Below are 25,024 nucleotides of genomic sequence, written 5' to 3' on the forward strand. Positions count from 1 at the left end.
GTCCGAGATCCAGCGCAGCGATGACGTGTTCGCCATCTCCGCCTTGTCGGGCGAAGGCGTCGACACGTTGCGCCGGGGCGTTGCCGAGCGGCTGCTGGCGGGGGCCCGCGTCCACCAGATCGATCTTCCGGTCAGCGACGGCGGCGGGATTGCCTGGCTGCACCAGCATGGCGAGGTGCTGAACCAGATCGCCGAGGACGAAACCCTGCGCCTGGACGTGCGGCTGTCGCCTGACGAATGGGCGCGGTTTCAGGCGCGGCGCTGATCCAAGCGCGTGGCCTTTGGACGGTCACGCGGCCGTGACTTCATCAGGCTGGCCTCCTACTCCCGTTGGTGCCGACAGCGGGAGTAGGAGCCGTCCGGTCAGCGCCTCCGGACCTAACCAAGATCCGGAGGCGCGTCTCCATCACTGCGCGGCGACGTTGGTGGCCGTTCCGGTGCGATAGCGATCGAACCAGGCCAGGATCGCCGCCGCCTTGGCCGCTGCCTGCGACGGGCGCGCGGCGATGCCGCCATGGCTGGCGCCGGGCACCTTGACCATCGCGGTGGGTACGCCCCGGATCTGCAAGGCGGCGTAATATTGCTCGGATTCGCTAACCGGCGTGCGATAATCCTCGCTGCCGACGACCACCAAAGTGGGTGTTTTGACGTTGCCCACCAAGCTCAACGGCGAGCGGTTCCAATAGCCCATCGGATCCTCCCACGGCTGCTTGGCGAACCAGTAGCGTGAGGTAAAGCCGGTGCCGTCCATGGTCAGCGCCTCGCTGATCCAGTTGATGACCGGCTTCTGCGTCGCCGCCGCCTTGAACCGGTCGTTCTTGCCGACGATCCAGCTGGTTAGCACGCCGCCGCCCGACCCGCCGGTGACGAACAGGTTGTTGGGATCGGCCACCCCGCTGGCAATTGCGGTATCCACCGCCGCCATCAGGTCGTCATAGTCCTCGCCGGGATATTTCTTGTCGATGAGGTTGGCGAATTCATCGCCATAAGAGGTGCTGCCGCGCGGGTTGGTATAGAGGACCGCATAGCCCCCCGCCGCATAGAGCTGGTAATCTGCGGAGAAGGTCGGACCATAAGCGGTATGCGGGCCGCCATGGATCTCCAGGATCAGGGGTACGCGCGTGCCGGCGCGGTAGCCGGGCGGCAGCACCAGCCAGCTGTCGATCGCGCGTCCATCGGGTGCCTTGACCGACAGCGGCTGCATCCGGCCCAGTGTCTTGTAGGCCAGGGTCGTGTCGTTCAGGTGCGTCAGCTGGCGCCCGTTGACGAACAGATCGGCCGGCCGCGCCGCGGTGCCGCCGGTATAGGCGACCTTGTTGTCGTCCGACACGGTGAAGCTGCCGCCGGTATACGGCCGATCCAGCCCTCCGCCGGCAAGCCCATCCACCACCATCGTCACCCGTCCGTCGAGCGTAGCGCGGGCCACGCGCTTCTTGGCGTGATCGTCATAGTCGACGAACAGCGAGTGCCCGTCCTTGGCCCAGCGCACCGACTCGATGTCGCGGTCCAGCGTGGCGGTAAGGCTGCGCGCCCCGCTGCCGTCCCGGTTCATGACGTAGAGGTCGTTGTGAGTGAAGCTGCGATGCTTGTCGTTCGCGCCGATATAGGCGACCAGCTTGCCATCCGGCGAGAGGGTCGGCTGTGCATCGGCGCCGTAACGCTTGGTCAGCTGCGACAGCTGACCGCTCGCCACGTCAACGGCATAGATGTCGCTGTCGTTCGGCTCACGCTCCCAATCGACCCCGCGGACTGCGCTGAACAGGATGGTGCGCCCGTCCTTGGACCAAGAGAGTGGCCCGCCATCGTCGAACGATCCTGAGGTAATCTGGCGCGGCGCGCCGCCATCGGCCGCCACCACGAAGATGTGGTCATGACCGGGCTTCAGATAGCCGCCGCCGTCCGCGCGATAGGTGACCCGGTCGATTACCTCCAGCGGTTCGGCCCACTTGGCCCCTTCGGGCTTGGCGGGAGCCTTGCCGAGCGTCGTCGCGTCGCCGGGAACGCGCATCACATAGGCGATCTGTCGTCCATCCGGTGACCAGGTGATCGCGCCGGGGCTGTCGGGCAGGCCGGTGACCCGCGCCGTCTGGCCGTTGGCCATCCACCGGACGTAGATTTGCGGTGAGGCGCCGTCCGCGGCCGAGACATAGGCCAGTCGCTTGCCATCCGCCGACCAGCGCGGCGACGTATGCGAACCGGGCGTCGCCACCAGCGGCTGTTGCGCACCCGTCCGCACGTCCACGATCCAGATGGTGGAACGGCCGCGATCGGTCATGATGTCCGCAGACTTGCGCACATAAGCCACCTGGCTGCCATCCGGGCTGATCTGCGGATCGTCGGCTTGCTCCAGATCGAACAGATCCGCGCCGGTGAACAGGCGGGATGGGGCAGGCGCATCGGCCGCGATCGCCGGCAGGGCGGAACCGGCAAGAAGGGCGGCAAGGGTCAGTCGCAGCATGGGTGGTCTGAAATCCTGAATGGGTGTGACGCAGCATTGTGGCTGCCCCAGCCACTCAAGCGCAAGCCGTTACGTACCCGCCGGGTCTATCCTATTCCATTCTGACCGGCCCGTGCACCGTCCAGGCGGCTGCTCCACCCGCCGAGCACCGCAAAGGTGCCTCTACAGGCGAAGGCTTGGACCCGAGTGCCAGGTAGCTAATCCCCGTTCACGATAATGTATCGATCAATCTGACCTTTTCTCTTCATTGGAAGTCCGCCAGGGTCGAATTAGGAGCTAGGCGACGCCGCGATGTTGTGCCGGCGTGCGTATAGAGTAGAAACCATGTCCCACGATAATCTCGATTGCTGTCTCGCATTGTTGCGCGAGGCGGACGGCATACTGTTGCAGGAAAAAGAGACGGCATTGGCGTGCCACCTCTCTCTCGTCATAGAACTTCTTGCGGAAAAGCTCGCTGCGCGACGTGCGGCTTAAGCCGCTCCGAACACGCGGGCAAAGATCGCATCGACCTGCTTGAAGTGATAGCCGAGGTCGAACCTGTCCTCGAGTTCGGCATCGCTCAACGTAACCTCGGGATCGGCCTTGAGCAGTTCCAGCAGCGACAGCTGGCCATCCGATTCCCACACCTTCATCGCATTGCGCTGCACCAGCCGGTACGAGTCCTCACGACTGACGCCCGCCTGGGTCAGCGCCAGCAGCACGCGCTGCGAATGGACAAGCCCGCCCATGCGGTCGAGGTTCTTCTGCATGCGGTCGGGATAGACCAGCAACTTGTCCATCACGCCGGTCAGGCGGGCGAGCGCGAAGTCGAGCGTGATGGTCGCGTCCGGCCCGATATAGCGTTCGACGGACGAGTGGCTGATGTCGCGCTCATGCCACAGCGCGACATTTTCCAGCGCCGGCGTCACATAGCCGCGCACCATGCGGGCAAGGCCGGTGAGGTTCTCGGTCAGCACGGGATTGCGCTTGTGCGGCATGGCCGACGAGCCCTTCTGGCCCGGCGAGAAATATTCCTCCGCCTCCAGCACCTCGGTCCGCTGGAGGTGACGGACCTCCACCGCAAGCCGCTCGATCGACGATGCGATAACGCCCAGGGTGGCGAAGAACATGGCGTGGCGATCGCGTGGGATCACCTGGGTGGAGACAGGCTCCACCGACAAGCCCATCTTGTCGGCGACATAGGCCTCCACCTGCGGGTCGATATTGGCGAAGGTGCCGACCGCCCCGGAAATGGCGCACGTGGCGATGTCCGCCCGCGCCGCCTCCAGCCGCGCGCGGTTGCGGGCGAACTCGGCATAGGCCTCCGCCATCTTGAGGCCGAACGTTACCGGCTCGGCATGGATGCCGTGGCTGCGCCCGATCGTGGGGGTCAGCTTATGCTCATAGGCGCGCCGCTTCAGCACCTCCAGCAGCCGGTCGATGTCCGCCAGCAGCAGGTCCGCCGCGCGGGCGAGCTGCACCGCCAGCGTCGTGTCGAGCACGTCCGACGATGTCATGCCCTGGTGCATGAAGCGCGCATCGTCGCCGACCTGCTCCGCCACCCAGGTGAGAAAGGCGATCACGTCATGCTTGGTCACCGCCTCGATCGCGTCGATCGCCGGCACGTCGATGGACGGGTTGGTCGCCCACCAATCCCACAGCGCCTGGGCCGCACCCTTCGGCACCACGCCAAGCTCGCCCAATGCCTCCGTCGCATGTGCCTCGATTTCGAACCAGATGCGGTAGCGGTTCTCGGCATCCCAGATGGAAACCATTTCGGGGCGCGAATAGCGAGGGATCATGGGCCGGCCTTTGCAAGGAGAGAAGTCGCCGGCCGGGTAGCAGCGCGACCCCGCCGCTTCAATCGATGCTACATCAGGCCCTGCGCGCGCAGGCTGACATGCCCCTTGCTGCCGACGATGATATGGTCGTGCACCTGCACGCCGAGCAGCTTCAACGCACCGACGATCTCGCGGGTGAGGGCGATGTCCTGGCGGGAGGGGGAGGGGTCTCCGCTGGGATGATTGTGGACCAGGATGATGGCGGCCGAGCCCAGCTCCAGCGCGCGGCGCGCAACCTCCCGCACATAGATGGGCGCCTGATCGATCGATCCTTCCGACACCTGTTCGTCGCGGATCAGCACGTTGCGGCCGTTGAGGTGCAGCACGCGCGCGCTTTCGGTCATGCGATGCGCCATGGCGGCATGGAGATAGTCGGTCAGCGCCTGCCAGCTCGCCAGCACCGGACGCTGCGCCACCTCGCTCTTCAACAGGCGCAGCGCGGCCGCCCGCGCGATCTTCATCGCGGCGATGCCGGTTTCGCCCAGGCCCGCCCGCTTCAGGGATTCAGCATCGGCGGAGAAGACGCCGCCCAGGCCGCCAAACTCGGCCACCAGCGCACGGGCCTGCGGCTTGGTGTCGCGGCGGGGGGTGACCAGCGCCAGCAGATACTCGATCAGTTCATGGTCTAGCAGCGCGTCCGAGCCGCCTTCGATCAACCGGCGTCGCAATCGGGCGCGATGCCCACTGGTATCGGTTGCTGGATCCGCATCGCTCATGCAGCTTTGCTAGCCTGATCGGCGTTGCCTGTCATGAACCTCGCTCGGCAAAGGTATCGGAGTAACATGGATTATATTTCAACCGCGTTGCTGGACATTGCCTATGAAAGCGGCGGGCCCGAAGACGGCTTGCCGGTCGTCCTGCTCCATGGCTGGCCCGACGACGCTTTGGGCTGGCGGCGGGTTGCGGCCAGGCTGCACGCGGCGGGGTTTCGGACCTATGCGCCCTGGCTGCGCGGACATGGCGAAACCCGCTTCCGCTCGGCTGACACCTTCCGGGACGGGCGGGCGGTGGCGCTTGCGCAGGACGCGCTGGACTTCGCCGATGCGCTGGGTCTGGAGGGGTTCGCCGTGGCCGGGCACGATTGGGGCGCACGCACCGCTTACACCTTGTCCGCGATCGCACCCGAGCGGTTGAGTGCCATTGCCGCGCTCGCGCTGGGCTATACGCCGCGCGGGGCCTTTCCGGTTCCCAATTTCGAACAATCGCGGCGCTGGTGGTATCAATGGTTCATGACGTTCGATGGCGGTGCGGAGGCACTCGCTGCGGACCCGGTCGGCTTCGACCGGCTGCAATGGGACACATGGGGACCGCCGAACTGGTATGAGGAAGCGGACTTTCAGGAGACCGCCAAGAGCTTCCGCAATCCCGACTGGGTTCCCGTGACGCTCCACGCTTATCGCAGTCGCTGGCAGACCGTGCCGGTGGACCCCGGCTATGCCGCGCTCCAGGCGCGGGTTGCGGATACGGTGCCGCTGGCTACGCCGACGCTGATGATCCAGGGTGCCGCCGATGCCTGCGACCCGCCGGGGGAAAGCGCGGGTTTGGATGAGTATTTCACGGCCGGCTATCAACGGATCGTGCTCCCCGATGTGGGTCATTTCCCGCAGCGCGAGGCGCCCGACGCGGTGGCCGACGCGCTGGTGGCGCATTTCTGCGATCACGCGTGAGGTGGGCAGCCGCGCGCGCGATGAGGAAGATGAACGGGCGGGTCGGTTGACTCGCACCCACCCCCTGCTAAAGGAACGGCGCCTGACGGGGTTGCCCGCCGGCGCGGCCGACGGCCGACCTGAATCGAACCGGGTCAGCAGGAGGAATGCGTGGCGGCCAACGAACCGGGGCAGGATCCGAACGGCAATTCGTACCCCTTGGGGGATGTCCGGCTTTCGTCGCTGGATGCGCGGCTCAGGGCCGCGACGGATGCCGGAAAGGCACGGACTGGAGCGGCGCCGCGCAAGCCCGAAAAGGGCTATCGCCAAGGCAGCCGCGTCCTGACCGAGCTGGTTGCCGGCCCTGCCGGCGGAGCGTTGATCGGCTGGGTCATGGACCGGCTGTTCGGCACCTCGCCATGGCTCCTGTTGGTGATGTTGACCCTGGGGGTTATCGTCGCCTTCCGGAACATCTATCGGATTTCGATGCAGCGGCCGGAGTGATCCGGGCGCCTGCACGCATAGACAGGGGTTGAAAGTGGCAACAGAGGGCGGCTCCGGTATCGATCCGATGCACCAGTTCCTGGTGGAACCGGTTGCGGGCAGCCAGCTGACGATCGCCGGCTACAATGTCAGCTTCACCAACAGTGCGCTGTTCATGGTGATCACGCTAAGTGTGCTGTGGCTGTTCATGCTGGGCGGTCTGCGGCGGCAGCTGGTGCCCGGTCGCTGGCAGGCGGCCGTGGAGGGCGTTACCGGCTTCGTGTCCAATATGATGGACGCCAATATCGGGCCCAAGGGGCGGGCGTTCACGCCTTATGTCTTCTCCCTGTTCATGTTCATCCTGTTCGCGAACCTGATCGGCCTGTTCCCGCTGGGGATCGTGCCCGGGTGGCATCCATTCACGGTGACGAGCCACATTACGGTCACCGCCGTGCTGGCCTTTGTCAGCTTCGCGATCGTGCTGATCGTCGGCTTCGCGCGCCACGGCCTCCATTTCTTTTCGCTGTTCGTGCCGCACGGCACGCCCAAGGTGATGATCCCCTTGATCTTCGTGATCGAGCTGGCGAGCTTCTTGGTGCGTCCGTTCAGCTTGGGCCTGCGTCTGTTCGTGGCGATGACCGCCGGCCATATCCTGCTCGACGTGTTTGCGAGCTTCGTGGTCCAGGGCTTCAACGCCGGCGGCGGACTGGGGGCCGTGGTCAGCGTGTTGAGCTTCGTGATGATCATCGGCATTTCGGCGCTGGAACTGCTCGTTTCCGCGATCCAGGCCTATGTATTCGCGCTGCTGACGTCGCTGTACCTCAACGACGCGATCAATCTCCACTAAGCTAACCGAAGACACAAGAAGGGAAGACATCATGGATCTCGCATCTGCCAAGGTGATCGGCGCCGGCCTCGCGGCGATTGGCGTGGGCATGGCCGCGCTGGGCGTCGGCAACGTGTTCGGCTCGTTCCTCGAAGGCGCGCTGCGCAACCCGGGTGCTGCCGACGGTCAGCAGGGCCGCCTGTTCATCGGCTTCGCCGCCGCCGAGCTTCTGGGCCTGATCGCGTTCGTGATCGCGATCCTGATCCTGTTCGTCGTTCAATAAGCCTTGAAGGGGAGGGCGCATCCGTGCCCCTCCCCGACACCCATTCACGGCCTGTAAGGAAGCCGATGCCTCAAATCGATCAGATCGCCGAAATCTATGCCTCGCAGTTTTTCTGGCTGGTGTTGGTGTTCGGCCTGCTTCTGATCGGCAGCTATGTGATGCTGCCGAAGATCCAGGGCACGGTGGACCAGCGTCACGCCCGGATCGGCGGCGATCTCGCTGCGGCCGAAGCGGCACGGGCCCAGGCCGATGCGGCCGACGCCGCCTATCAGGCCGAACTGACCCGCAGCCGGGCGGAGGCGCAGGCCGCCGCCGCCGCCGCCAAGCACCAGGCGGCGATCGCCGCCGAGGCTCGCGTCAAGGCGGCCGATGCGGATATTTCTGCGCGCGTCGATCAGGCCGAAGCGCAGCTGCGCGCGCAGCGTGATGCGGCGGTCGCCGGTATCGAAGCCGTGGCCGCAGAAGCCACGCAGGACATCGTCGCCAAGGTTTCCGGCCTCTCGGTGGACCAGGCGTCCGCCGAGAGGGCCGTCAAGGCCGCGCTGGCCGCGTAAGGACAGAATAGATGAGCCAGCTTCCGATGAACGCAACCACCCTGGCCTCGCCGGGCGAGATCGAACATGCCGAGGCGACCGCCTTTGGCCTGAACCCGGGCGGCTGGGTGGCGCTGTCGATGATCGTGGTTATCGCGCTGCTGATCTGGAAGGGCGCGCCCAAGGCGATCGGTCGTTCGCTCGACAAGAAGATTGCCTCCATCCGCGAACAGCTGGACGAAGCGTCCAAGCTGCGCGCCGAAGCGGAGGCCTTGAAGGCGGAGTATGAGGCCAAGGCCAAGGCCGCGCATGGCGAGGCGGCTGCGATCGTGGCCCACGCCCGCGCCGAGGCGGATGCGCTTCTCGCCAAGGGCAAGGAAGACACGGAATTGCTGGTGCAGCGTCGTGGCCGCATGGCCGAGGACAAGATTGCCGCGGCCGAGCGCACCGCCATTGCCGAGGTGCGCGCCAAGGCCGCCGATGCCGCCGCCAAGGCCGCCGCGATGCTGATCGCCGAGCGGCACGACACCGGCAACGATCGGGCTCTGGTCGACCGCACCATTGCCAATCTTGGTCAGCGTCTGAACTGACCCGGCTGGCCGTTCCCTTTCAGGCGCGATAGGCCAGCAAGCCGCATCCGAATGCCGCAAACATCACGCCGGTCGCGCGATTGAACGCGCGCCGGCGTTTTGCATTGGAGAGGAAGCCGGCCAGCGTTCGCCCTCCGGTCGCGTAAGCCAGGTAGCAACCCATTTCGATCACCCCGAACGTGGCCACCAGAATGCCGAACTGCGGTCCCCATGCATGGTCGGCACGAATGAATTGCGGGAAGAAGGCGGCCGCGAACACGATCAGCTTCGGATTGCTCAACCCGGTAAACAGCGCCGTGCGGTAGATGCCGCTTATGCTCGGCACGTCGGGCATGAAGTCCGAGTGCAGTCCGGCCGCATCTCCTGGCTCCGCCGCCGTCCAGCTCTTCCACGCCAGCCAGAGCAGGTACGCCACGCCGACATAGCGCACCATCTCGAACACCGGCCGCGATGCCGTGAGCAGCGCCCCGAGGCCGAGCGAGGAAAGCGTGACGCAGATCACCACCGCCGACAGGCAACCGGCCATGGCGATGGTGCTGCGGCCGAACCCCAATTGCACGCTGCGGCTCATGATGTGCAGCATGTTCGGGCCGGGTGTCGCCGCGATCAGTGCGGTCGTGCATGTAAACAGCCACCATGTCGCCCACGTCATCCGCTGACCTCCTTCGTCCCGTCACGGTAATTGGCGGCATATGCGCAGCAGCGCTGGCAACCGCCCCGCCTTCACCTTAAATCGCGTGCGTGACCGATACCACCGACCGCTTCAACGAAGAAAAGGCGACCTATGCCGTTCGCGGCGCCGAGGCCCCGGACATCGATGCCGGGGTCGCCGCGATCCGCAACGTCCTGAAAACCCTGCCGGTCCGGCCGGGCGTGTATCGCATGCTTGATGCCAAGGGCGACGTGCTCTATGTCGGCAAGGCCCGCGCGCTGAAGAACCGCGTCGCCAATTATACGCAGGTTGCGCGTTTGCCTCGTCGGCTCAGTCGCATGGTCGCGCAGACACGCGGCATGACTGTCGTCACCACCAATACGGAGGCGGAGGCGCTGCTGCTGGAGGCGCAGCTGATCAAGCGGTTCCGCCCCGCCTACAACGTCCTGCTGCGCGACGACAAAAGCTTCCCCTTCATCCTGCTGCGCGAAGACCACCTGTTTCCGCGCGCCCAGCTGCACCGCGGCGCGCGCCGTGCCAAGGGGCAGTATTTCGGGCCGTTCGCGGGCGCTGGGGCGGTGCGCAAGACGCTGACCGCGCTGCAGAAGCTGTTCCTGCTCCGCTCCTGCACCGACAGCTTCTTCGCCAACCGCTCGCGCCCGTGCCTGCTGCACCAGATCAAACGCTGCTCCGCACCCTGCGTCGACCGGATCGACAAGCAGGCGTATGCCGAGCTGGTCGACGATGCCAAGGCGTTCCTGTGGGGCAAGTCGACCCAGGTCCAGAAGCGCCTCTCGGCCCAGATGGAGGTTGCCGCCGAGGCGATGGACTTCGAGCTGGCGGCGATCCTGCGCGACCGCCTCAAGGCGCTGACCTTCATTCAGGGCACGCAGGCGATCAATGCCGAGGGGATCGACGATGCCGACGTGTTCGCGCTCGCCTGCAAGCAGGGGCAGATCGGCATCCAGGCCTTCTTCATCCGCGGCGGCCAGAATTGGGGGCATCGCGCCTTCTTCCCGACCCACACGGCGGAAGTGCCGGAGGATGAGGTGCTGGCCTCGTTCATGATGCAATTCTATGAGGAAGTGCCGCCGCCGCGCCTGATCCTGGCCGATCGCACCCTGCCCGAACAGGAATTGGTGGAGGAGGCGCTGGCGGAGAAAGCCGGCCGCAAGGTCGTGGTCAAGACCCCGCAGCGGGGCGAGCAGCGGCGCATCCTGGCGCAGGCGACCCGCAACGCGGTCGAGGCGCTCGACCGTCGCCTGGCCGAGGGCGCAACCCAGTCGAAACTGCTACGCGAGGTCGCCGACCTGTTCGAACTGGATGCCGTCCCGAATCGGATCGAGATCTACGACAACAGCCACATCATGGGCACCAACATGGTCGGCGCGATGGTGGTTGCCGGGCCGGAAGGGTTCCGCAAGGGCCAGTATCGCAAGTTCAACATCAAGCGGCCCGAAACCGCGCCGGGGGACGACTTCGCCATGATGCGCGAGGTGCTGGAGCGCCGTTTCGCCCGGCTGGAGCTGGAGGATCCCGATCGCAAGTCGGGCGAGTGGCCCGATTTGCTGCTGATCGACGGCGGCAAGGGGCAGGTTTCCGCCGTCTATCGGACGATGGAGGAAATGGGCGTCCACGACATTCCCGTGGTCGGCATTTCCAAGGGGCCGGACCGCAATGCCGGGCGGGAGCATTTCCATTTGCCCGACGGGCGTGAATCGATGCTGCCGATCAACGCTCCGGTGCTGTTCTACCTCCAGCGGCTGCGCGACGAGGCGCACCGCTTCGCGATCGGCGCGCACCGCACCCGGCGAGCGGCGGCCATGACCACCAGCGCGCTGGACGAGGTGCCGGGCATCGGCCCCGCCCGCAAGAAGGCGCTGCTGATGCATTTCGGCACGGCCAAGGCGGTGCGGGGCGCCGCTCTGGAGGATCTGCAGAGGGCTCCGGGTGTCTCCGCAACCATGGCGCGCACTATCTACGATCATTTTCACCCGTCGGAATGAGGACGAGGAGGGGGCCTGTGCCGGTGCTGCCGTCATCGCGCCCGGCGGGCTGAGATCATGCATGTCGATGCCCTGGCGATCATCTGCGGCGTGCGCGCCCATGGCGAGCATGGGGCGGTGGTCCGCGCCTTGACCCCGACCGATGGATTGCTGGCCGGTTATGTCCGGGGCGGGCGCTCGCGGCGGCTGCGCCCGGTGCTGATCCCCGGCAATCTTGTGCGCGCGGATTTCCGCGCGCGCACGGACGATCAATTGCCGGCGCTGGCGGTGGACTTGGCGGAAAGCCGGGCGGCGCTGATGACGGAGCCGCTCGCCGCCGGGGCGCTCGAATGGGCGACGGCGATCACCACCGCGATCCTGCCGGAGGGGCAGCCTTACCCCCGCCTTTATGGGGCGTTGGACGGCGTCCTGGCTGCCATCGCAATTGCCCCGGTTGCGCGCGACTGGGCGGCGGCGGTGGTGCGCTACGAACTGCTGCTGCTCTCCGAGCTGGGCTTCGGCCTGGACCTCAGCGCCTGCGTCGCCACGGGCACGCGCGACGACATGGCGTTCGTCAGCCCCAAGAGCGGCGGCGCGGTCAGCCGCGCGGCCGGCGAGCCCTATCGCGACCGGCTGCTGCGCCTCCCGCCTTTTCTGACCACGGGAGAAGCCGGCGACTGGAACGACGTGCTCGATGGCTTCCACCTGACGGGCCACTTCCTGGAACGCGATCTGCTGCACGGCCGTGCCGCCGACATATTGCCGGCGCGCGATCGGCTGGTGGAGCGGCTCAGGCGTCTCGCGAGTTAAGAGATTTCGCGTCTCTTCTCAAAAGGATCGTTCATGACCGATCAACCCCGCCTGACCCTGAACGATGGCCGTGCCATCCCCCAAATCGGGCTCGGCGTCTACAAATTGCCGGCGGACGAGGCGGTGACGGTGGTCGGTGCCGCCCTGGACCTGGGCTACCGCCATGTCGACACGGCCGCCTTCTACGGCAACGAACAGGGCGTGGGCGAAGCGGTGCGGCAAAGCCCGCAGACGATTTTCGTCACCACCAAATTGTGGAACGAGGATCAGGGTTTTGATCGCGCGCTGAGGGCGTTCGACGCCAGCTTCGCCGCACTCGGGCTCGACTGGCTGGACCTCTACCTGATCCACTGGCCGGTGCCCGCGCAGGATCTTTATGTGGAAACATGGAAGGCACTGATCCGCCTGCGCGACGAGGGGCGCGTCAAATCGATCGGCGTGTCCAACTTCAGCCAGGGACATTTGGAGCGGATCATCCAGGAGACTGGCGTCGTGCCCGCCGTCAACCAGATCGAACTGCATCCCCGCTTCCAGCAGACCGACTTGCGCCGCTTCCACCAGGCGCAGGGAATCGTGACCACCAGCTGGTCGCCGTTGGGGCAGGGGGCCATTCTGGACGATCCCGCCATCGCCCGCATCGCCGACAAGCATGGCAAGACGCCGGCTCAGATCGTCATTCGCTGGCATTTGGACTCCGGTCTCAGCGTGATCCCGAAATCTGCCAATCCGCACCGCCAGGCCGAGAACCTGGACGTGTTCGGCTTTGCCCTGGATCAGGACGACATGGCCGCCATCGCCGGACTGGACTCGCCGGACGGGCGGATCGGCCCGGACCCGGAACTGCTGTAAGGTCTTGACCAAGCCCGCCACCGTGCCGCACCTCCGGACTGCGGCACGTGGCGGTGGTCACCTGGTGAGCGCCGCGACGCGATCCCACACGCGTTTCAGATCCTCGACGAAGCGGGCGAACTCGGCATCGGCCTGCTCGCGATCCTGGATGCGGAGCAGGAAGCTGGGATGAACCGTTACCCAGCCTTCGCCGCCATCCTCCAGCCGGTGCGCCTGGCCCCGCGCCGCGCCGATGGTGACGACCTTGCCCAGCATGGACCGGGCTGCCGTCGCCCCAAGTGCCACGGTCACCTGCGGGCGGATGACGTCGCGTTCCTGTTCGATCCACCAGCGGCATGCCTCGATCTCGGCCCCGTTCGGCTTCGAATGGATACGGCGCTTCCCGCGCTGCTCGAACTTGAAGTGCTTGACCGCATTGGTAACGTAGGTCCGCGCCCGATCGATCCCGGCCTGCTCCAGCGCTTGGTTGAATACCTGCCCGGCCGGGCCGACGAACGGCTTGCCCGCCAGATCCTCCTGATCGCCCGGCTGCTCGCCGACGAACATCAAGGGCACGTCGATCGGCCCGTCGCCGAATACCGTCTGCGTCGCATGTTTGTAGAGGTGGCACCGGGTACAGGCGCTCGCCTCCTCGCGCAGGGCCTCCCATGCGCCGGCCGCATTGGCACCGATCTCGGCCCGGCTCGCGTCCACCATCGCACTCTCCCGCGCTCTCGCACCAGCGATCAGCGCCGGGACCAACGCGGTTTCGGGCATGTTTTTCCAATATTTACGCGGCATTTCCTTCAACATCGCGCCCACCTTCAGACGGGCGGGGTTGAAAATGGAGGAATAATAGGTCTTCCACACCTCCTCTACCGGATCGCCCTCCGGCGCGTCGGCGCGGATCGCCCCCGGTCCTTCCCGAAGCATGGCGCCATCCCAGTCGAGCGATACGTCCGGCGTCAGGATCGACCAGCGCATGCTGGCGAAGCGGTTGACGAAGAAGCCCGCATTGCTGCGGACGATATGGTGGTCCGGTTCGTACCAGGCGACGAACCGCGCGCCGTCCTCGCCATCCACTTCACGAAATCGCAAAAAGGCCCGCATCTTGTGGATGTCGCGGCGCACCTCCTTCGCCAACGCCTCCAGCCGGCGCAGCATGGGGTCGGTGCGATCCTGGATCAACTCGGGCGCGCGACGCAGCCGCAAGAGGAAAGCATAAAGCAGCGAGAAACGCTCGCGATCCGAATGGCAGATCGCGGTACGGGCGAGGTCGAGAAAGGGGCGGGGGACCGAAAAGGGTGCGGATTCCGCCACTTCGGTCACCTCGGTCGCCACACCGGCCAGCAGGTCTCCAGCCTCGTTACCCATCTGCCAAATGACATGATCCGCTGGCACCTCGGCCGTTGCCAGTTTGCGGGCAACATCCCGCCAGCTATCAAAATCATCGGGTTGGGAAAGCGAAACGACCTGCATATCGTCCCACTACGCCTAGATCCCCGGCAAGGGTCCGCCAATGTAGCGTCGTGGGAATGAAGGCGCGGCGTTACAGCGCCGGTTTGCTCGCCCCAACCAGGCTTTCGCGGATGCGCGGGGAGTAAAGCGACAGCAAGGCGGTTCCACCAAGCAGCGTCACCGACGTGCCGTACACCAACGCCAAGGATGCCAGAACCAGGGTCATCGCAAACTCCATCCACCTGCTGCGTTGCAACATAACATAGTGAACGTGTCGGTCACTTTCGTTACACTGCTGAACGGTTGCGCATTGTGCAACTGCTCGCGCGATTATCCGCCGAACAGCTCAAGCTGCGTGTCCGCCGCCTTGGGCATTGGCAGAACCTGATCCGACAGGCGCACCGGTCTCCAGTCGCTGGTAACGATGAACGGGCGCACCTTGGCAATCGAATTGGTCAGCCGGCCCACGTCGTCCAGGCGAAGGGCATGCCATCGCCGCGTTTTCACAATCGCATCGACCGCCTTGGGCCCAAGCCCGGGGACGCGCAGCAACATCTCTCGCGGGGCGCGGTTTACATCGACCGGAAACATGTCGCGGAACTTCAGCGCCCATGCCAGCTTGGGGTCGGTGTCGAGCGGCAACATGCCGTCCGGTCCCGCCGCCGCCGCCACCTCTGCGGGCGCGAAGCCGTAGAATCGCATCATCCAATCCGACTGGTACAGCCGATGCTCCCGGATCAGGGGCGGGCGCTTCAGCGGGAGGATCGCACTGGCATCGGGGATCGGACTGAAGGCGGAATAATAGACGCGGCGCAGCTCGTAGTCGTCATAGAGCTGGCTGGCGCTGCCTATAATCTCCGCATCATTGGCGCTGTCCGCCCCGACAATCATCTGCGTCGATTGGCCGGCGGGCGCAAAACGCGGTGCGGAGCGATAGCGGCGCCGGGCATCGTGCCCGTCCACAATCGCCGTCTTCAACCCGTCCATTGCCCCACGAATGCGCGTCCCCGATTTTTCCGGCGCCAGGCGGTTCAGGCCCCGCTCGGTCGGCAGTTCGATGTTGATGGACAGACGATCGGCGTACAAACCGGCCTGGTGGATCAACTCGGGATCAGCATCGGGAATGGTCTTGAGGTGGATATAGCCCCGGAAATCATGCTCCTCCCGCAGGATACGGGCCACCGCTACGATCTGCTCCATCGTATAATCCGAAGATCGGATGATACCCGACGACAGGAACAATCCCTCGATATAGTTGCGGCGGTAGAAGGAGAGGGTGAGCGTCACCACCTCATCCACCGTGAACCGGGCGCGGCGAACATTGGAACTCTTGCGATTGATGCAGTAATGGCAATCGAAGATGCAGCTGTTCGTCAGCAGGATCTTGAGGAGGCTGATGCACCGGCCATCGGGCGCATAAGCATGGCAAATGCCCATGCCCTCGGTTGAGCCAAGACCCTTGCCGTCGCGCGAATTGCGCTTCGCCGTGCCCGATGATGCGCAGGAAGCGTCATATTTCGCCGCATCCGCCAGAATCGCCAGCTTTTCGCGTGTATCAAGCTGCGCCATGCGTTCGGTATATGTTCTATACGATTCTAAGGCAATGGCCGGAGCGGCGGTTGATCATCCCGCCGCCCGCATCGCGATCAGCAATGCGGCGAACAGAAGGTAGAACAGCCCCATGGAGGCGAACAGCGCGCGCGAGACCCGGCCTGCACGAAACGCCAGGATCATGACCGCGATCGCGCTCGCCGTCACGGCGGCGGCGAGCAGCAGCGAACGATCCAGCAGCCAGGGTGTCCAGAACAGGCCGAACGCGGTCGGCACCGTCGCCTGGATCATCATCGCGCCGGAAATATTGGCCAGAGCCAGGCGGTGCTTGCCCTGCCGCACCCAGATGATGGCGTTCATCGTCTCCGGCAGTTCCGTCGCGATCGGGCTCAGCAGCAGGGCGACCAGTTGCGGCTCCACCCCGAACAGTGGGGCCAGGGTGGCGAGCTGACCGACAAACAGGTGCGACGCGACGAAGATGATGGTCAGCGCCAGCACCGTCTGGAGCAGGATGCGCAGGAGCGGGGGAGTGGCATGACCGGGCGCAAAGGTCAGCGGCTCCAGCTCTCCCTCATCCTCGCCGGGGCCCGCCATCTCCTTCCTGATATACAGGCCGTAAGCCGCGAGGAAAAACAGGCCGAGCCACGGTTTCCACGCGAAGACGAACAGCCCGAGTGCGATCTTGGCGGCGAAGATGGTAAGGAACCAGCCTTGATCGCGCGCAAGACCGCGAAACGCGCCGCGCATGGCGGGCGTATTGGCCAGCTGCTGCCGCGACAGGATCAGGCTGACCCCGACGGTCGCATAGGCTACCGTCGCCAGCGCCAGCGGACCGCCCAGCGCCGCGCCGACGCCCAGCGCCTTGGTCTCGGCCCCGCCGAACGCCACCGCCACCAGAGTGACGATGCTTTCGGGCAAGGCGGTGCCGAACGCCGCAAGGACCGACCCCGTAGCCTTGGACCCGACCGACAGCGAGCGACCAAGCCATTCCACGCCGTTCACGAACAGCTCGCACGACAGATAGATCGCGATTGCCGCGCCCAACAGCAAGGCGGTTGCGAGCCACAGCCCACTCATGATGACGTTCCCAAGCCGGGCGGACGCGCTTGAACCGGCCTGCGCGCCCGGCCTGGACGCCCGCCGATCCATGGTCTCGCCAAGCCTGATCGCTGCATCCGCCACGACCCCGCTAGGTCGAGCATGTTGACGGACACCCCGCAACAGCGGGCGGCTACTCCCCAAAGAGAGGCTGCGCTGTGGCAGACGGGCAGAGTGCCGTCAATGCGGCACGCCAGCCAGTGGGAGCAGGGTGGTCCTGCGGCGGCCCTCTACGGCCTTCACGCATCCTCGTCAGGGTAGCATGGATACGAATGCTCCGGTCCATGGCATGGGACGGCGTGCGAATAGAGGATCAGATTGGGAACCGGCCATGCCTGGCTCAGCATTCCTGACACGTTCCGTGGGCAACGTAGCCGAATGTTGAATGCCTGCCATGTCGCCGAGACCGGCCTGCGCGTGCGATCGCGTCCGAACTGAACCGCAGGCCTCGCGAGCGATCGGCGCTCCACATGCGGCGAGCATCGCGCGGAGCGGCCGCAAATGGCTCAGCAGGCCGGTCTGCGCGACCGGAATAACCTGAACTGGTGGAGCCGCTCCATGCAGATCAGCCACCTTCAACTGCCATCTCGATAATATATATTATGTAAAATAAGGATGATCTCAGGAGCGTATGAATGTCGTCACGACCCACAATCCAGCGATCAGCGCGACCCAGATCAAGGCCAGCCTTGCCGCGCGTCCGGCCGGCACCGCGCCTGACCAGAAACGCCGTCCCACCAGGATCAGCATCATGACGATAGCCAAAACCGACAGCAGGATCTGACGTTCGCTCATAGCTCTATGACGAGCCCATCAAAGCCCGGCTCCACATGGCTCGGCAGTTCGGCTGCGAGCGTTCGATAGTCCATCGACTGGTCCATGTGCGTCAGCACGCTTTGCTTCGCCCGTACGTCCGCAATCGCCTGCAACGTCATGGCAAGATGCGGATGGGTCGGATGCGGCGCACGGCGCAATGCATCAACCACCCACAAGTCCACGTCTTCAAACAGGCCCTGCATGCCCGCCGTCATCTCGCTGAAATCCGTCGCATATCCTACCGACGAGCCGCCCGCATCGAACCGCAGCCCGGCGGACAGGATCTCGCCATGCGGCATGTCGGTGACAGCCACGTCGATGTCGCCGATGCGGATCTTGTCGGGCAGCAAGTGGCCGCTGGAGGTCGGTGGATAGCCGCCCCGACCATGAAACACGTAATGGAAACGCCGGTCGAGCAAGGCCAGGGTTTCCGGCCGCGCGAAGCCCGGCACCGGTGCGTTGCGGACATGAAAAAGCTGACGCAGATCGTCGATGCCATGGGTGTGATCGGCATGTTCATGCGTCCAGATCACCGCATCGATCGTGCGGACATCGGCGGCCAGCAGCTGCGCGCGCATGTCCGGCCCCGTGTCGACCAGGATTGCCGTGGTCGCCGTCTCCACCAGGATCGAGGCACGGGTGCGACGGTTGCGTGGATCGCCTGGGTCGCACGCTCCCCAGTCACCGCCGATGCGCGGCACGCCCGACGATGTGCCGCAGCCGAGGATGGTTACCTTCATGCCGCCGCCCCGCTTGACGCCGCCTTGGTGAACAACGCCATGAAATTGGCGGCGGTGCGCGCCTTCAGATCCTCGACATCCTCGCCGCGCAGATCGGCGATGAACTGCGCCGTGTTTGCCACGAATGAAGGCTCGCCAGTTTTGCCCCGGTGCGGAACCGGCGCAAGGAACGGCGCATCCGTTTCGATCAGCATGCGATCTCCCGGCAACGTCGCCGCCGTCTGCTGAAGATCGCGCGCATTCTTGAACGTCACGATGCCCGCGATCGAGATATACAGCCCCATCTCAAGCATTTGCTCGGCAAAGTTTTGACTGGCGGTGAAACAGTGGATCAGCGCTGGAAACGCCCCCTGCCCCATTTCCTCCGCCATGATCGCCGCCGTATCCTCCTCGGCCGATCGGGTGTGGATTATGAGCGGTAGTTGCGCCTCGCGCGATGCGGCGATGTGGGCGCGGAAACTGGTCTGCTGGCGCTGGCGGTCGCTATGGTCGTAAAAATAGTCCAGCCCGGTCTCGCCGATACCAATCACCTTGGGGTGGCGCGTCGCCTCCACCAGCTTGGCGGCATCAATGTCGGCGTATTCGTCCGCCTCATGCGGATGGATGCCGACCGATGCCCATACGTCCGGCTCGCGCTCCGCCGTGGCGATCACGGCGTCCCATTCGCGCGCGCGGGTGGAGATGTTGAGCATCCCCGTCACCCCGCGTGCGCGGGCCCGCGCCAGCACGGCGGCCTGATCCTCCACCAGGCCTTTATAGTTGAGGTGGCAATGACTATCGATCAGCATCAGGCAGGCTCCACCCACCGCGGGAAAACGCCCTGCGGAGCGGGAAGCTGCGTTCCCGGTGCGAGCGGCACGTCCAAGGCCGCGAAATCACGCGCCTCCGCCGGCTGGTTGAGGAGGTCCAGCAGCTTGTCCGCACTTGCCGGGATGGCCCAACGCGCCAGGATGGCCAGGATACGCACCGCCTCCGCCGTCCAGTAGAGCACGCCGTCCGCCATGTCCGGATCCTCCTTGCGGAGCGACCAGGGCGCCATGTCGGCAAAGTAGCGATTGGCCAGCGCCACGCCGTCCCAAACGATCTCCAGCGCGCGGTGCAGCGCCAGATCGTCCATCGCGCTGTCCAGCCGCTCGCGCAACTGAGCCAAGCCCAGTTGGTCGTGGGCGGGGCCGGGCTGCGGCACCACGCCCCCGCAATTCTTGGCGATGATCGACAGGCAACGCTGCGCAAGGTTGCCGAGCCCGTTGGCCAGATCGGCGTTGCAGCGAGTGACGATCGCCTCATGGCTGTAGCTGCCATCCTGCCCGAAGCTGACCTCGCGCAGCAGGAAGTAGCGCAACTGGTCCACGCCGTAGAGTTCCGCCATCTCAAGCGGATCGACCACGTTGCCGACCGACTTGGACATCTTCTCCCCCCGGTTGAGGAGGAAGCCGTGACCGAACACCTGACGCGGCAGGTCCAGCCCGGCGGACATCAGGAATGCCGGCCAATAGACGGCATGGAACCGCACGATGTCCTTGCCGATGATGTGCAGGTCAGCCGGCCACCGCGCTGGTTTGTCGGGATAACCGGCCCCGGTGAGATAGTTGGTGAGCGCGTCCACCCACACATACATGACGTGGCCGGGACTGTCGGGCACCGGCACGCCCCAATCGAAGCTGGTGCGCGAGATGGACAGGTCCGCCAGCCTGCCCTTGACGAAGCTGACCACCTCGTTCCGGCGGCCTTCCGGCCGGATGAAGTCGGGATGGGCGTCGTAATGGGACAGCAGCCGGTCGGCATATGCGGACAGGCGAAAGAACCAGCTTTCCTCCACCGTCCACTCGACCGGGGTACCCTGCGGCGACAGCTTCTGCCCACCTTCGCCTTCGGTCAGCTCCTCCTCGCCGTAGAAGGCTTCGTCCCGCACCGAATACCAGCCTTCGTAGCGGCCGAGATAGATGTCGCCATTCGCCTGCATCGCCGTCCAGATCGCCTGGCTGGCGGTATAATGATCGGGCTCGGTGGTGCGGATGAACCGATCGAACGAGATGTTGAGAGCGTCGTCCATCTTCCGGAAATGGCCCGACATTTCGTCGGCCAGTGTCCTGGGCGTGATGTCGCGCGCCTTGGCGGTCTGCGCCATCTTCAAGCCATGCTCGTCCGTGCCGGTCATGAAGAAGACGTCGCGACCCTGCATCCGGCGAAAACGCGCAATCGCATCGGCGGCGATTGCCTCATAGGCATGGCCGATATGCGGGCGACCATTGGGATAGCTGATGGCGGTGGTGATGTAGAAAGGCTCGGCCATAGCCTTCAGCCTTTAGCGGCCCGCTCCACGGGGGCAAGCTTCGCCAGCAGTCCGGCAATCTCGAACACAGTGGTCTGCTGGTCCAGCGACTGGTGCACGGCGCGGTCGGCAATGTCGCGCGCCTGCCGCCACAGCGCGATATGATCTCCCATCGCCGACGGCGAGGAACGCCGAACCTCACGGGCGATGCGCGACGGCGCGCGCTCCAGAAACGCCTCGTAACGGGGCTGCGCCGCCTTGAGGCTGAGCGCACGGCCGAGCGTTGTGCGGATCGCATTGGAAGGGTCGCCATGGACCGCCAGCTTCTCGATCGCGGCGTCCAGCCCGGCAATGTCCAGCCCGGCGAAGCGCAGCGCCTCGCCCGGTGCGCCGTCCGCAACCGCGACCAGGCTTGCAACCTCCTCCTCATCCGCGCCGTCGAGCACGCGGCGCAGCACCACCCGCGTCCGCTCCGCATCGAGACGGTTGAACCGCAGCAGCCGGCAGCGTGAGCGGATCGTGGGCAGCAGCCGGCCCGGCGCATGGCTGACCAGCAGGAAGATCGTGCCGGCTGGCGGCTCCTCCAGATTCTTGAGCAGCGCGTTGGCGGCACTGCGTTCCAGATCGTCGATAGCGTCGATCACAACCACCCGCCGCCCGGACAGGCTCGGCGTGGTGGCGAACAGAGGTTGCAGCCCCCGCACCTGCTCTACGCTGATCGATCGCGCCAACTCGTCCGAACTTGCGCGGGGAAGCCGTTGCAACAGCCGATAATCCGGATGCGAGCCCGCAGCCAGCAACGCCGCAATGCGATGCTCGTCCGGCACCACAAGGTTGCCTTGGGACGTCAGCGGCCCGGCGGCATCGGCCAGCAGCTTGCGCGCGGCGGCACGGGCGAACGTACCCTTGCCGATCCCCTGCGGGCCCGCCAGCAGCCAGGCATGGTGGAGCCGGCCGCTGCGTGCCGCATCCAGCAGCGCACCGGCCTGTTCGTCATGGCCGATGATCATGTCAGGTCGGTCAGCGCCGCGACCAGCCGGGCGGTGACCACCTCCGCCGCCCCCGTCGCGTCCACGATCCGCCAGCGTTGCGGCTCCGCGTCGGCGAGCGTGCGGAAGGTCTGCGTCACCTGGCGGTGATAGGCGGCGTCCCGCGCCCCGAACCGGTCGGGCCGGCCGGCGTCACGCGCCGCTTCCCGCGCCATTGCGGTTTCCTCCGGCAGGGTCAGCAGCAATGTGCGGTCGGGCAGCAAGCCGCCGCTGCCGACCGCATGGAGCGCGCGGATTGCCGCCCCGCCCAGCCCGTCCGCCCCGCCCTGATAAGCGATCGAACTGTCGAGGAAACGGTCGCACACCACCCATGCGCCGCGCGTAAGCGCCGGCAGGATGGTCTTGTCCACATGGTCAGCGCGGGCGGCGGCGAACAGCAAGGCTTCGGCGCGCGGGCCCCAGCGGTCCGCCTCGCCGCCCAGCAGCAGCGCGCGGATGGACTCTGCCCCGCTGCTGCCGCCCGGCTCACGCGTTTCCACCACGTCCAGCCCGCGTGCGCGCAGGGCCGCGGCAACGGCGCGGGCCTGGGTCGACTTGCCGACGCCCTCCCCGCCCTCCAGGCTGATGAAGCAGCCCCGCGTGGTCACGCGCGCTTACGCCATGCCGAACAGGCGGCGGAAACCGTTCTTCACGCGATCGAAGAAGCCCGCCTCGGCCACGTCGCCGGCGGCGATCAGCGGCATGATCTGGGGCGGGCCCTCGGGCGTGCGGACCACCAGGTCGGCGACATGCGCACCCGCCTTGATGGGGGCCTTGATCGGGCCGTCGAACGCGACCGACACCTTCATGTCCGAACCGAGGCCTGCCGGCAGCGTCACTGCCAAGTTCTGCGGAGCGACCAGCCCGACCTCGCGCGCACTACCCATCTGCACCGGCGCGGTTGCCACCTGCGCCCCCTTGGTGAAGAGCGGCTTGGACTGCCAAGCGCGGAAGCCCCAGTTCATGAAGCCTACCGATTGTTCGATCCGCTGGTTGAACGAGGTCAGGCCGGACAGCACCATCACCAGCCGCCGGCCATTCTGTTCGGCCGACCCGGTGAAGCTGAACCCGGATTCCTCGGTATGCCCCGTCTTGAGGCCGTCCGCCCCGGCCACCCGGCCGAGCAGCGGATCGCGATTCGTCTGGGTGATTGCCGCACCCGAGCCCATCGTCTTGCCCCAGGTGAAGTTCGGGCGGCTGTAGAAGCTCTTGTAGAGATCCGGATATTTCTGGATCGTGGCGGTGGCCAGCGTCGCCAGATCGCGTGCGGTGACATAGGTCACGCCGCCGTCAGGCCATCCGTTGGAGGTGCCGAAATGGCTGTTGTTGAGCCCGATCTCCTTGGCGCGCCGGTTCATCAGCGCCGCGAAGGCGGGCTCCGTGCCCGAAATATGCTCCGCCAGCACGACGCACGCATCGTTGCCGGACAGGGTGATGATGCCAAGCAGGAGGTTGGCGACCGACACCTGTTCGCCAGGTGACAGGAACATGGTCGATCCCGCCGCCGGGCCGTGCCACTGCCTCCACGTTTCCGGGCGCACCGTCGCCATGTCGGTCAGCTTCAGCTCGCCCTTCTTGATCAGGTCGAACGCGACATAGACCGTCATCATCTTGGCCAGCGATGCCGGCGGGATGCGCTGGTCCGGATTCTTGGCGAACAGCACGGCTCCGGACGACAGGTCCTTCATGAAGGCGACCGTAGCCGGCGTGTCGAACGGCGGTGCCGCGGCTTCGCTGGGCAGCGCGGCCAAGGCGGTGGCAGCAAGCGCGAGCGTGACAGTGCGAAAGCGCATCATGACTGAACGATCATCCCCGGGATGTGACTGTGTTGAACCCTGTTAACGCCGCCGTTCGGACGGCGCCAGCGCCTCTATCGCGTGACCTCGTCCGCAAGCACGCCGACCGACAATGCGTAGAAGTTGGAGCAATTATAATCCAGGATCGACCGGTAGTTGGTGGTGAGCAGATAGGCCGGATTGCCGGGCCCGTCCGGTTCGATCAGGCTGGCCAGCTCCGTATCGGGCAGTTGCGCCGCGCCCGCGAACAGGATGCCCTTGGCCTTCCACTCCGCGATCGTCAGCCAGCGACTATAGCGCGCATGGACGCGCGGGCAGCGCGGGCTTGCCAGCGGCGAGCGGAGCGATGCCCGGTCCAGCGTGCCCGGCACCATCACCTGCACGCCCCACGGGGTGCGCGGCTTCCACCCGGCTTCCTGCAGATAGGCCGCGATCGACGCCAGCGCGTCCGCCCGGCTGCGCCAGATGTCCGCTTTGCCATCGCCATCGCCATCCGTGCCGATGCGGAGATAGACCGAGGGCAGGAATTGCGGATAACCGGTCGCGCCCGCCCAGCTGCCCTTCAGCATGTCGCGGGTGAAGCCCAGGTCGATCAGCTTGATCGTGGCGATCAGCTCGGCCGTGAACAATTCCCGCCGCCGCCCTTCATAGGCCAGCGACGCGAGCGAGCGGATCAGGTCGAAATTGCCGGTAAAGCTGCCATAACCGGTTTCCAGGCCGAAGATGGACAGCGCCACCCGGGCCGAAACGCCCGTGCGTGCCTCATTGCCGGCCAGCATGGCGCTCAGGCCCTGATAAAGGGCGCGGCCCTTGGTGACATGCGCCTGGTCGACATGGCTGCGACGGTAGGGCGCGAAGTCCATGACCCCCGGCGGGCCGCTGGGCGAGCCGCCCGGTTGCCCCCGGTCGAAGCTGACCACGCGCGGATTGAAGGTCAGCCCGGCGGTTTCCCGGTCGAACGTCGCGGGCTTCACACCCTCGCGGATCGCCCCGTCGCGCAGGCCGGCGATAAAGGCCGTGAACGTCGCATCCTGCGCGGAGGGCGCGGGCGCAGGCGCCACCACCGGCTGCTGCGCGAGGACCGGAACAGGCACCGCCGCCGGTTGCTGCGCCATGGCAGACGCGGTCAGATGTAGCAGGGCGACGAACGGCAGGCAGCGACGGATCATCCCCGGCCCTTGCCACGACCAGCGCGCCACGCAAACCGCTTTGGTCGCAGCACGGGCACGCTTGCGCGAGTGCCGGTCAGTCCGATAAGGCGCTGGTCACGGACAGGTGGCCGAGTGGTTTAAGGCAGCGGTCTTGAAAACCGCCGTGGGTTTACGCCCACCGTGGGTTCGAATCCCACCCT

The 25,024-nt window shown here is 65.9% G+C and carries 25 protein-coding genes, 1 pseudogene and 1 riboswitch; of the genes and pseudogenes, 10 read left to right on the forward strand and 16 right to left on the reverse strand.

Features of this window, described 5'->3' with window-relative positions; translation table 11 throughout:
* Window positions 1–265, forward strand: a pseudogene (locus Q0D93_RS14300) (GTPase HflX); the annotation flags it as partial.
* A gap of 141 nt (window positions 266–406) precedes the next feature.
* Here Q0D93_RS14300 and Q0D93_RS14305 read toward each other — a convergent pair.
* The 3 genes from Q0D93_RS14305 to radC all read right to left on the reverse strand — a co-directional run bounded on the left by Q0D93_RS14305 (window position 407) and on the right by radC (window position 4,994).
* Window positions 407–2,458 (reverse strand): S9 family peptidase, encoded by a 2,052-nt coding sequence (locus Q0D93_RS14305; protein ID WP_294395556.1) that lies wholly within the window; start codon window positions 2,456–2,458, stop codon window positions 407–409.
* A 470-nt stretch (window positions 2,459–2,928) separates the two neighbouring features.
* Window positions 2,929–4,239, reverse strand: a complete 1,311-nt coding sequence (gene purB / locus Q0D93_RS14310) for an adenylosuccinate lyase (RefSeq protein WP_294395559.1) — start codon at window positions 4,237–4,239, stop codon at window positions 2,929–2,931.
* 68 nt (window positions 4,240–4,307) lie between these two features.
* Complete coding sequence (gene radC / locus Q0D93_RS14315; RefSeq protein WP_294395562.1) at window positions 4,308–4,994, reverse strand: DNA repair protein RadC; 687 nt, start codon at window positions 4,992–4,994, stop codon at window positions 4,308–4,310.
* Between the two features lie 66 nt (window positions 4,995–5,060).
* Here radC and Q0D93_RS14320 point away from each other — a divergent pair, with 66 nt between their 5' ends.
* The 6 genes from Q0D93_RS14320 to Q0D93_RS14345 all read left to right on the forward strand — a co-directional run bounded on the left by Q0D93_RS14320 (window position 5,061) and on the right by Q0D93_RS14345 (window position 8,639).
* Window positions 5,061–5,945: an alpha/beta hydrolase gene (locus Q0D93_RS14320; RefSeq protein ID WP_294395564.1), complete on the forward strand. Its 885-nt coding sequence runs from the start codon at window positions 5,061–5,063 to the stop codon at window positions 5,943–5,945.
* A gap of 150 nt (window positions 5,946–6,095) precedes the next feature.
* Entirely contained in the window at window positions 6,096–6,428 is a 333-nt protein-coding gene (locus Q0D93_RS14325; protein WP_294395566.1) for an AtpZ/AtpI family protein, read from the forward strand.
* A gap of 34 nt (window positions 6,429–6,462) precedes the next feature.
* Entirely contained in the window at window positions 6,463–7,254 is a 792-nt protein-coding gene (locus Q0D93_RS14330; protein ID WP_294395568.1) for a F0F1 ATP synthase subunit A, read from the forward strand.
* Window positions 7,255–7,285: 31 nt separating this feature from the next.
* Entirely contained in the window at window positions 7,286–7,516 is a 231-nt protein-coding gene (locus Q0D93_RS14335) for a F0F1 ATP synthase subunit C (protein ID WP_294395570.1), read from the forward strand.
* Between the two features lie 65 nt (window positions 7,517–7,581).
* A complete protein-coding gene (locus tag Q0D93_RS14340) occupies window positions 7,582–8,070 on the forward strand; it encodes an ATPase (protein ID WP_294395572.1) in 489 nt (162 codons plus the stop codon).
* Between the two features lie 11 nt (window positions 8,071–8,081).
* Window positions 8,082–8,639: a F0F1 ATP synthase subunit B gene (locus Q0D93_RS14345; protein WP_294395574.1), complete on the forward strand. Its 558-nt coding sequence runs from the start codon at window positions 8,082–8,084 to the stop codon at window positions 8,637–8,639.
* Between the two features lie 19 nt (window positions 8,640–8,658).
* Here Q0D93_RS14345 and Q0D93_RS14350 read toward each other — a convergent pair whose 3' ends face one another.
* Window positions 8,659–9,291 carry a LysE family translocator gene (locus tag Q0D93_RS14350; RefSeq protein WP_294395576.1) on the reverse strand — a complete coding sequence of 211 codons (633 nt, stop codon included), beginning with the start codon at window positions 9,289–9,291 and terminating at the stop codon, window positions 8,659–8,661.
* A gap of 89 nt (window positions 9,292–9,380) precedes the next feature.
* On the opposite strand from Q0D93_RS14350, the gene uvrC reads away from it, so the two are divergent.
* The 3 genes from uvrC to Q0D93_RS14365 are packed head-to-tail and all read left to right on the forward strand — an operon-like array spanning window position 9,381 to window position 12,935.
* The gene (uvrC, locus tag Q0D93_RS14355) at window positions 9,381–11,297 is read left to right on the forward strand and encodes an excinuclease ABC subunit UvrC (RefSeq protein WP_294395578.1); all 1,917 of its coding nucleotides are present in this window, start codon (window positions 9,381–9,383) and stop codon (window positions 11,295–11,297) included.
* Window positions 11,298–11,354: 57 nt separating this feature from the next.
* The gene (recO, locus tag Q0D93_RS14360) at window positions 11,355–12,086 is read left to right on the forward strand and encodes a DNA repair protein RecO (RefSeq protein WP_294395579.1); all 732 of its coding nucleotides are present in this window, start codon (window positions 11,355–11,357) and stop codon (window positions 12,084–12,086) included.
* Window positions 12,087–12,119: 33 nt separating this feature from the next.
* A complete protein-coding gene (locus tag Q0D93_RS14365) occupies window positions 12,120–12,935 on the forward strand; it encodes an aldo/keto reductase (protein WP_294395581.1) in 816 nt (271 codons plus the stop codon).
* A gap of 57 nt (window positions 12,936–12,992) precedes the next feature.
* On the opposite strand, the gene Q0D93_RS14370 is transcribed toward Q0D93_RS14365, so the two are convergent.
* From Q0D93_RS14370 to Q0D93_RS14425, 12 genes are all read right to left on the reverse strand, one after another.
* The gene (locus Q0D93_RS14370; RefSeq protein ID WP_294395583.1) at window positions 12,993–14,393 is read right to left on the reverse strand and encodes a UdgX family uracil-DNA binding protein; all 1,401 of its coding nucleotides are present in this window, start codon (window positions 14,391–14,393) and stop codon (window positions 12,993–12,995) included.
* A gap of 70 nt (window positions 14,394–14,463) precedes the next feature.
* Window positions 14,464–14,598 (reverse strand): hypothetical protein, encoded by a 135-nt coding sequence (locus Q0D93_RS14375; protein WP_294395584.1) that lies wholly within the window; start codon window positions 14,596–14,598, stop codon window positions 14,464–14,466.
* Between the two features lie 104 nt (window positions 14,599–14,702).
* A complete protein-coding gene (locus Q0D93_RS14380) occupies window positions 14,703–15,941 on the reverse strand; it encodes a putative DNA modification/repair radical SAM protein (RefSeq protein ID WP_294395585.1) in 1,239 nt (412 codons plus the stop codon).
* A 54-nt stretch (window positions 15,942–15,995) separates the two neighbouring features.
* Entirely contained in the window at window positions 15,996–17,000 is a 1,005-nt protein-coding gene (locus Q0D93_RS14385; RefSeq protein WP_294395588.1) for a sodium:calcium antiporter, read from the reverse strand.
* Window positions 17,001–17,064: 64 nt separating this feature from the next.
* A riboswitch (yybP-ykoY riboswitch) is annotated at window positions 17,065–17,175 on the reverse strand.
* Between the two features lie 467 nt (window positions 17,176–17,642).
* Window positions 17,643–17,816 carry a hypothetical protein gene (locus Q0D93_RS14390; RefSeq protein ID WP_294395590.1) on the reverse strand — a complete coding sequence of 58 codons (174 nt, stop codon included), beginning with the start codon at window positions 17,814–17,816 and terminating at the stop codon, window positions 17,643–17,645.
* On the reverse strand, window positions 17,813–18,577 hold the full coding sequence (locus Q0D93_RS14395; protein WP_294395592.1) for an MBL fold metallo-hydrolase: 765 nt from the start codon (window positions 18,575–18,577) through the stop codon (window positions 17,813–17,815). Before Q0D93_RS14395 ends, Q0D93_RS14390 begins: the two co-directional genes overlap by 4 nt.
* The gene (locus tag Q0D93_RS14400) at window positions 18,574–19,365 is read right to left on the reverse strand and encodes a TatD family hydrolase (RefSeq protein ID WP_294395594.1); all 792 of its coding nucleotides are present in this window, start codon (window positions 19,363–19,365) and stop codon (window positions 18,574–18,576) included. The genes Q0D93_RS14395 and Q0D93_RS14400 overlap by 4 nt, the downstream gene beginning before the upstream one ends.
* Window positions 19,365–20,870 (reverse strand): methionine--tRNA ligase, encoded by a 1,506-nt coding sequence (gene metG / locus Q0D93_RS14405; protein WP_294395596.1) that lies wholly within the window; start codon window positions 20,868–20,870, stop codon window positions 19,365–19,367. Before metG ends, Q0D93_RS14400 begins: the two co-directional genes overlap by 1 nt.
* Before the next feature lie 5 nt (window positions 20,871–20,875).
* The gene (locus Q0D93_RS14410; protein WP_294395598.1) at window positions 20,876–21,859 is read right to left on the reverse strand and encodes an AAA family ATPase; all 984 of its coding nucleotides are present in this window, start codon (window positions 21,857–21,859) and stop codon (window positions 20,876–20,878) included.
* The gene (tmk, locus tag Q0D93_RS14415; protein ID WP_294395600.1) at window positions 21,856–22,485 is read right to left on the reverse strand and encodes a dTMP kinase; all 630 of its coding nucleotides are present in this window, start codon (window positions 22,483–22,485) and stop codon (window positions 21,856–21,858) included. Before tmk ends, Q0D93_RS14410 begins: the two co-directional genes overlap by 4 nt.
* Window positions 22,486–22,491: 6 nt before the next feature.
* Complete coding sequence (locus tag Q0D93_RS14420) at window positions 22,492–23,670, reverse strand: D-alanyl-D-alanine carboxypeptidase family protein (protein WP_294395605.1); 1,179 nt, start codon at window positions 23,668–23,670, stop codon at window positions 22,492–22,494.
* Window positions 23,671–23,747: 77 nt separating this feature from the next.
* The gene (locus Q0D93_RS14425; RefSeq protein ID WP_294395602.1) at window positions 23,748–24,842 is read right to left on the reverse strand and encodes a lytic transglycosylase domain-containing protein; all 1,095 of its coding nucleotides are present in this window, start codon (window positions 24,840–24,842) and stop codon (window positions 23,748–23,750) included.
* Window positions 24,843–25,024 lie beyond the last annotated feature (182 nt).

It is taken from the genome of uncultured Sphingomonas sp., from assembly GCF_934560975.1.
Classification (GTDB): Bacteria; Pseudomonadota; Alphaproteobacteria; order Sphingomonadales; family Sphingomonadaceae; genus Sphingomonas_I.

Excerpts from the sequence above, each read along its gene's own strand:
- metG (WP_294395596.1), bottom strand. The coding sequence starts at position 20,870 with ATGGCCGAGCCTTTCTACATCACCACCGCCATCAGCTATCCCAATGGT.
- purB (WP_294395559.1), bottom strand. The coding sequence starts at position 4,239 with ATGATCCCTCGCTATTCGCGCCCCGAAATGGTTTCCATCTGGGATGCC.
- Q0D93_RS14390 (WP_294395590.1), bottom strand. The coding sequence starts at position 17,816 with ATGAGCGAACGTCAGATCCTGCTGTCGGTTTTGGCTATCGTCATGATG.
- Q0D93_RS14335 (WP_294395570.1), top strand. The coding sequence starts at position 7,286 with ATGGATCTCGCATCTGCCAAGGTGATCGGCGCCGGCCTCGCGGCGATT.
- Q0D93_RS14420 (WP_294395605.1), bottom strand. The coding sequence starts at position 23,670 with ATGCGCTTTCGCACTGTCACGCTCGCGCTTGCTGCCACCGCCTTGGCC.
- Q0D93_RS14345 (WP_294395574.1), top strand. The coding sequence starts at position 8,082 with ATGAGCCAGCTTCCGATGAACGCAACCACCCTGGCCTCGCCGGGCGAG.
- Q0D93_RS14320 (WP_294395564.1), top strand. The coding sequence starts at position 5,061 with ATGGATTATATTTCAACCGCGTTGCTGGACATTGCCTATGAAAGCGGC.
- Q0D93_RS14425 (WP_294395602.1), bottom strand. The coding sequence starts at position 24,842 with ATGATCCGTCGCTGCCTGCCGTTCGTCGCCCTGCTACATCTGACCGCG.
- Q0D93_RS14340 (WP_294395572.1), top strand. The coding sequence starts at position 7,582 with ATGCCTCAAATCGATCAGATCGCCGAAATCTATGCCTCGCAGTTTTTC.
- Q0D93_RS14375 (WP_294395584.1), bottom strand. The coding sequence starts at position 14,598 with ATGACCCTGGTTCTGGCATCCTTGGCGTTGGTGTACGGCACGTCGGTG.
- Q0D93_RS14365 (WP_294395581.1), top strand. The coding sequence starts at position 12,120 with ATGACCGATCAACCCCGCCTGACCCTGAACGATGGCCGTGCCATCCCC.
- Q0D93_RS14395 (WP_294395592.1), bottom strand. The coding sequence starts at position 18,577 with ATGAAGGTAACCATCCTCGGCTGCGGCACATCGTCGGGCGTGCCGCGC.
- Q0D93_RS14380 (WP_294395585.1), bottom strand. The coding sequence starts at position 15,941 with ATGGCGCAGCTTGATACACGCGAAAAGCTGGCGATTCTGGCGGATGCG.
- Q0D93_RS14350 (WP_294395576.1), bottom strand. The coding sequence starts at position 9,291 with ATGACGTGGGCGACATGGTGGCTGTTTACATGCACGACCGCACTGATC.
- recO (WP_294395579.1), top strand. The coding sequence starts at position 11,355 with ATGCATGTCGATGCCCTGGCGATCATCTGCGGCGTGCGCGCCCATGGC.
- Q0D93_RS14305 (WP_294395556.1), bottom strand. The coding sequence starts at position 2,458 with ATGCTGCGACTGACCCTTGCCGCCCTTCTTGCCGGTTCCGCCCTGCCG.
- Q0D93_RS14410 (WP_294395598.1), bottom strand. The coding sequence starts at position 21,859 with ATGATCATCGGCCATGACGAACAGGCCGGTGCGCTGCTGGATGCGGCA.
- Q0D93_RS14370 (WP_294395583.1), bottom strand. The coding sequence starts at position 14,393 with ATGCAGGTCGTTTCGCTTTCCCAACCCGATGATTTTGATAGCTGGCGG.
- Q0D93_RS14400 (WP_294395594.1), bottom strand. The coding sequence starts at position 19,365 with ATGCTGATCGATAGTCATTGCCACCTCAACTATAAAGGCCTGGTGGAG.
- radC (WP_294395562.1), bottom strand. The coding sequence starts at position 4,994 with ATGAGCGATGCGGATCCAGCAACCGATACCAGTGGGCATCGCGCCCGA.
- Q0D93_RS14385 (WP_294395588.1), bottom strand. The coding sequence starts at position 17,000 with ATGAGTGGGCTGTGGCTCGCAACCGCCTTGCTGTTGGGCGCGGCAATC.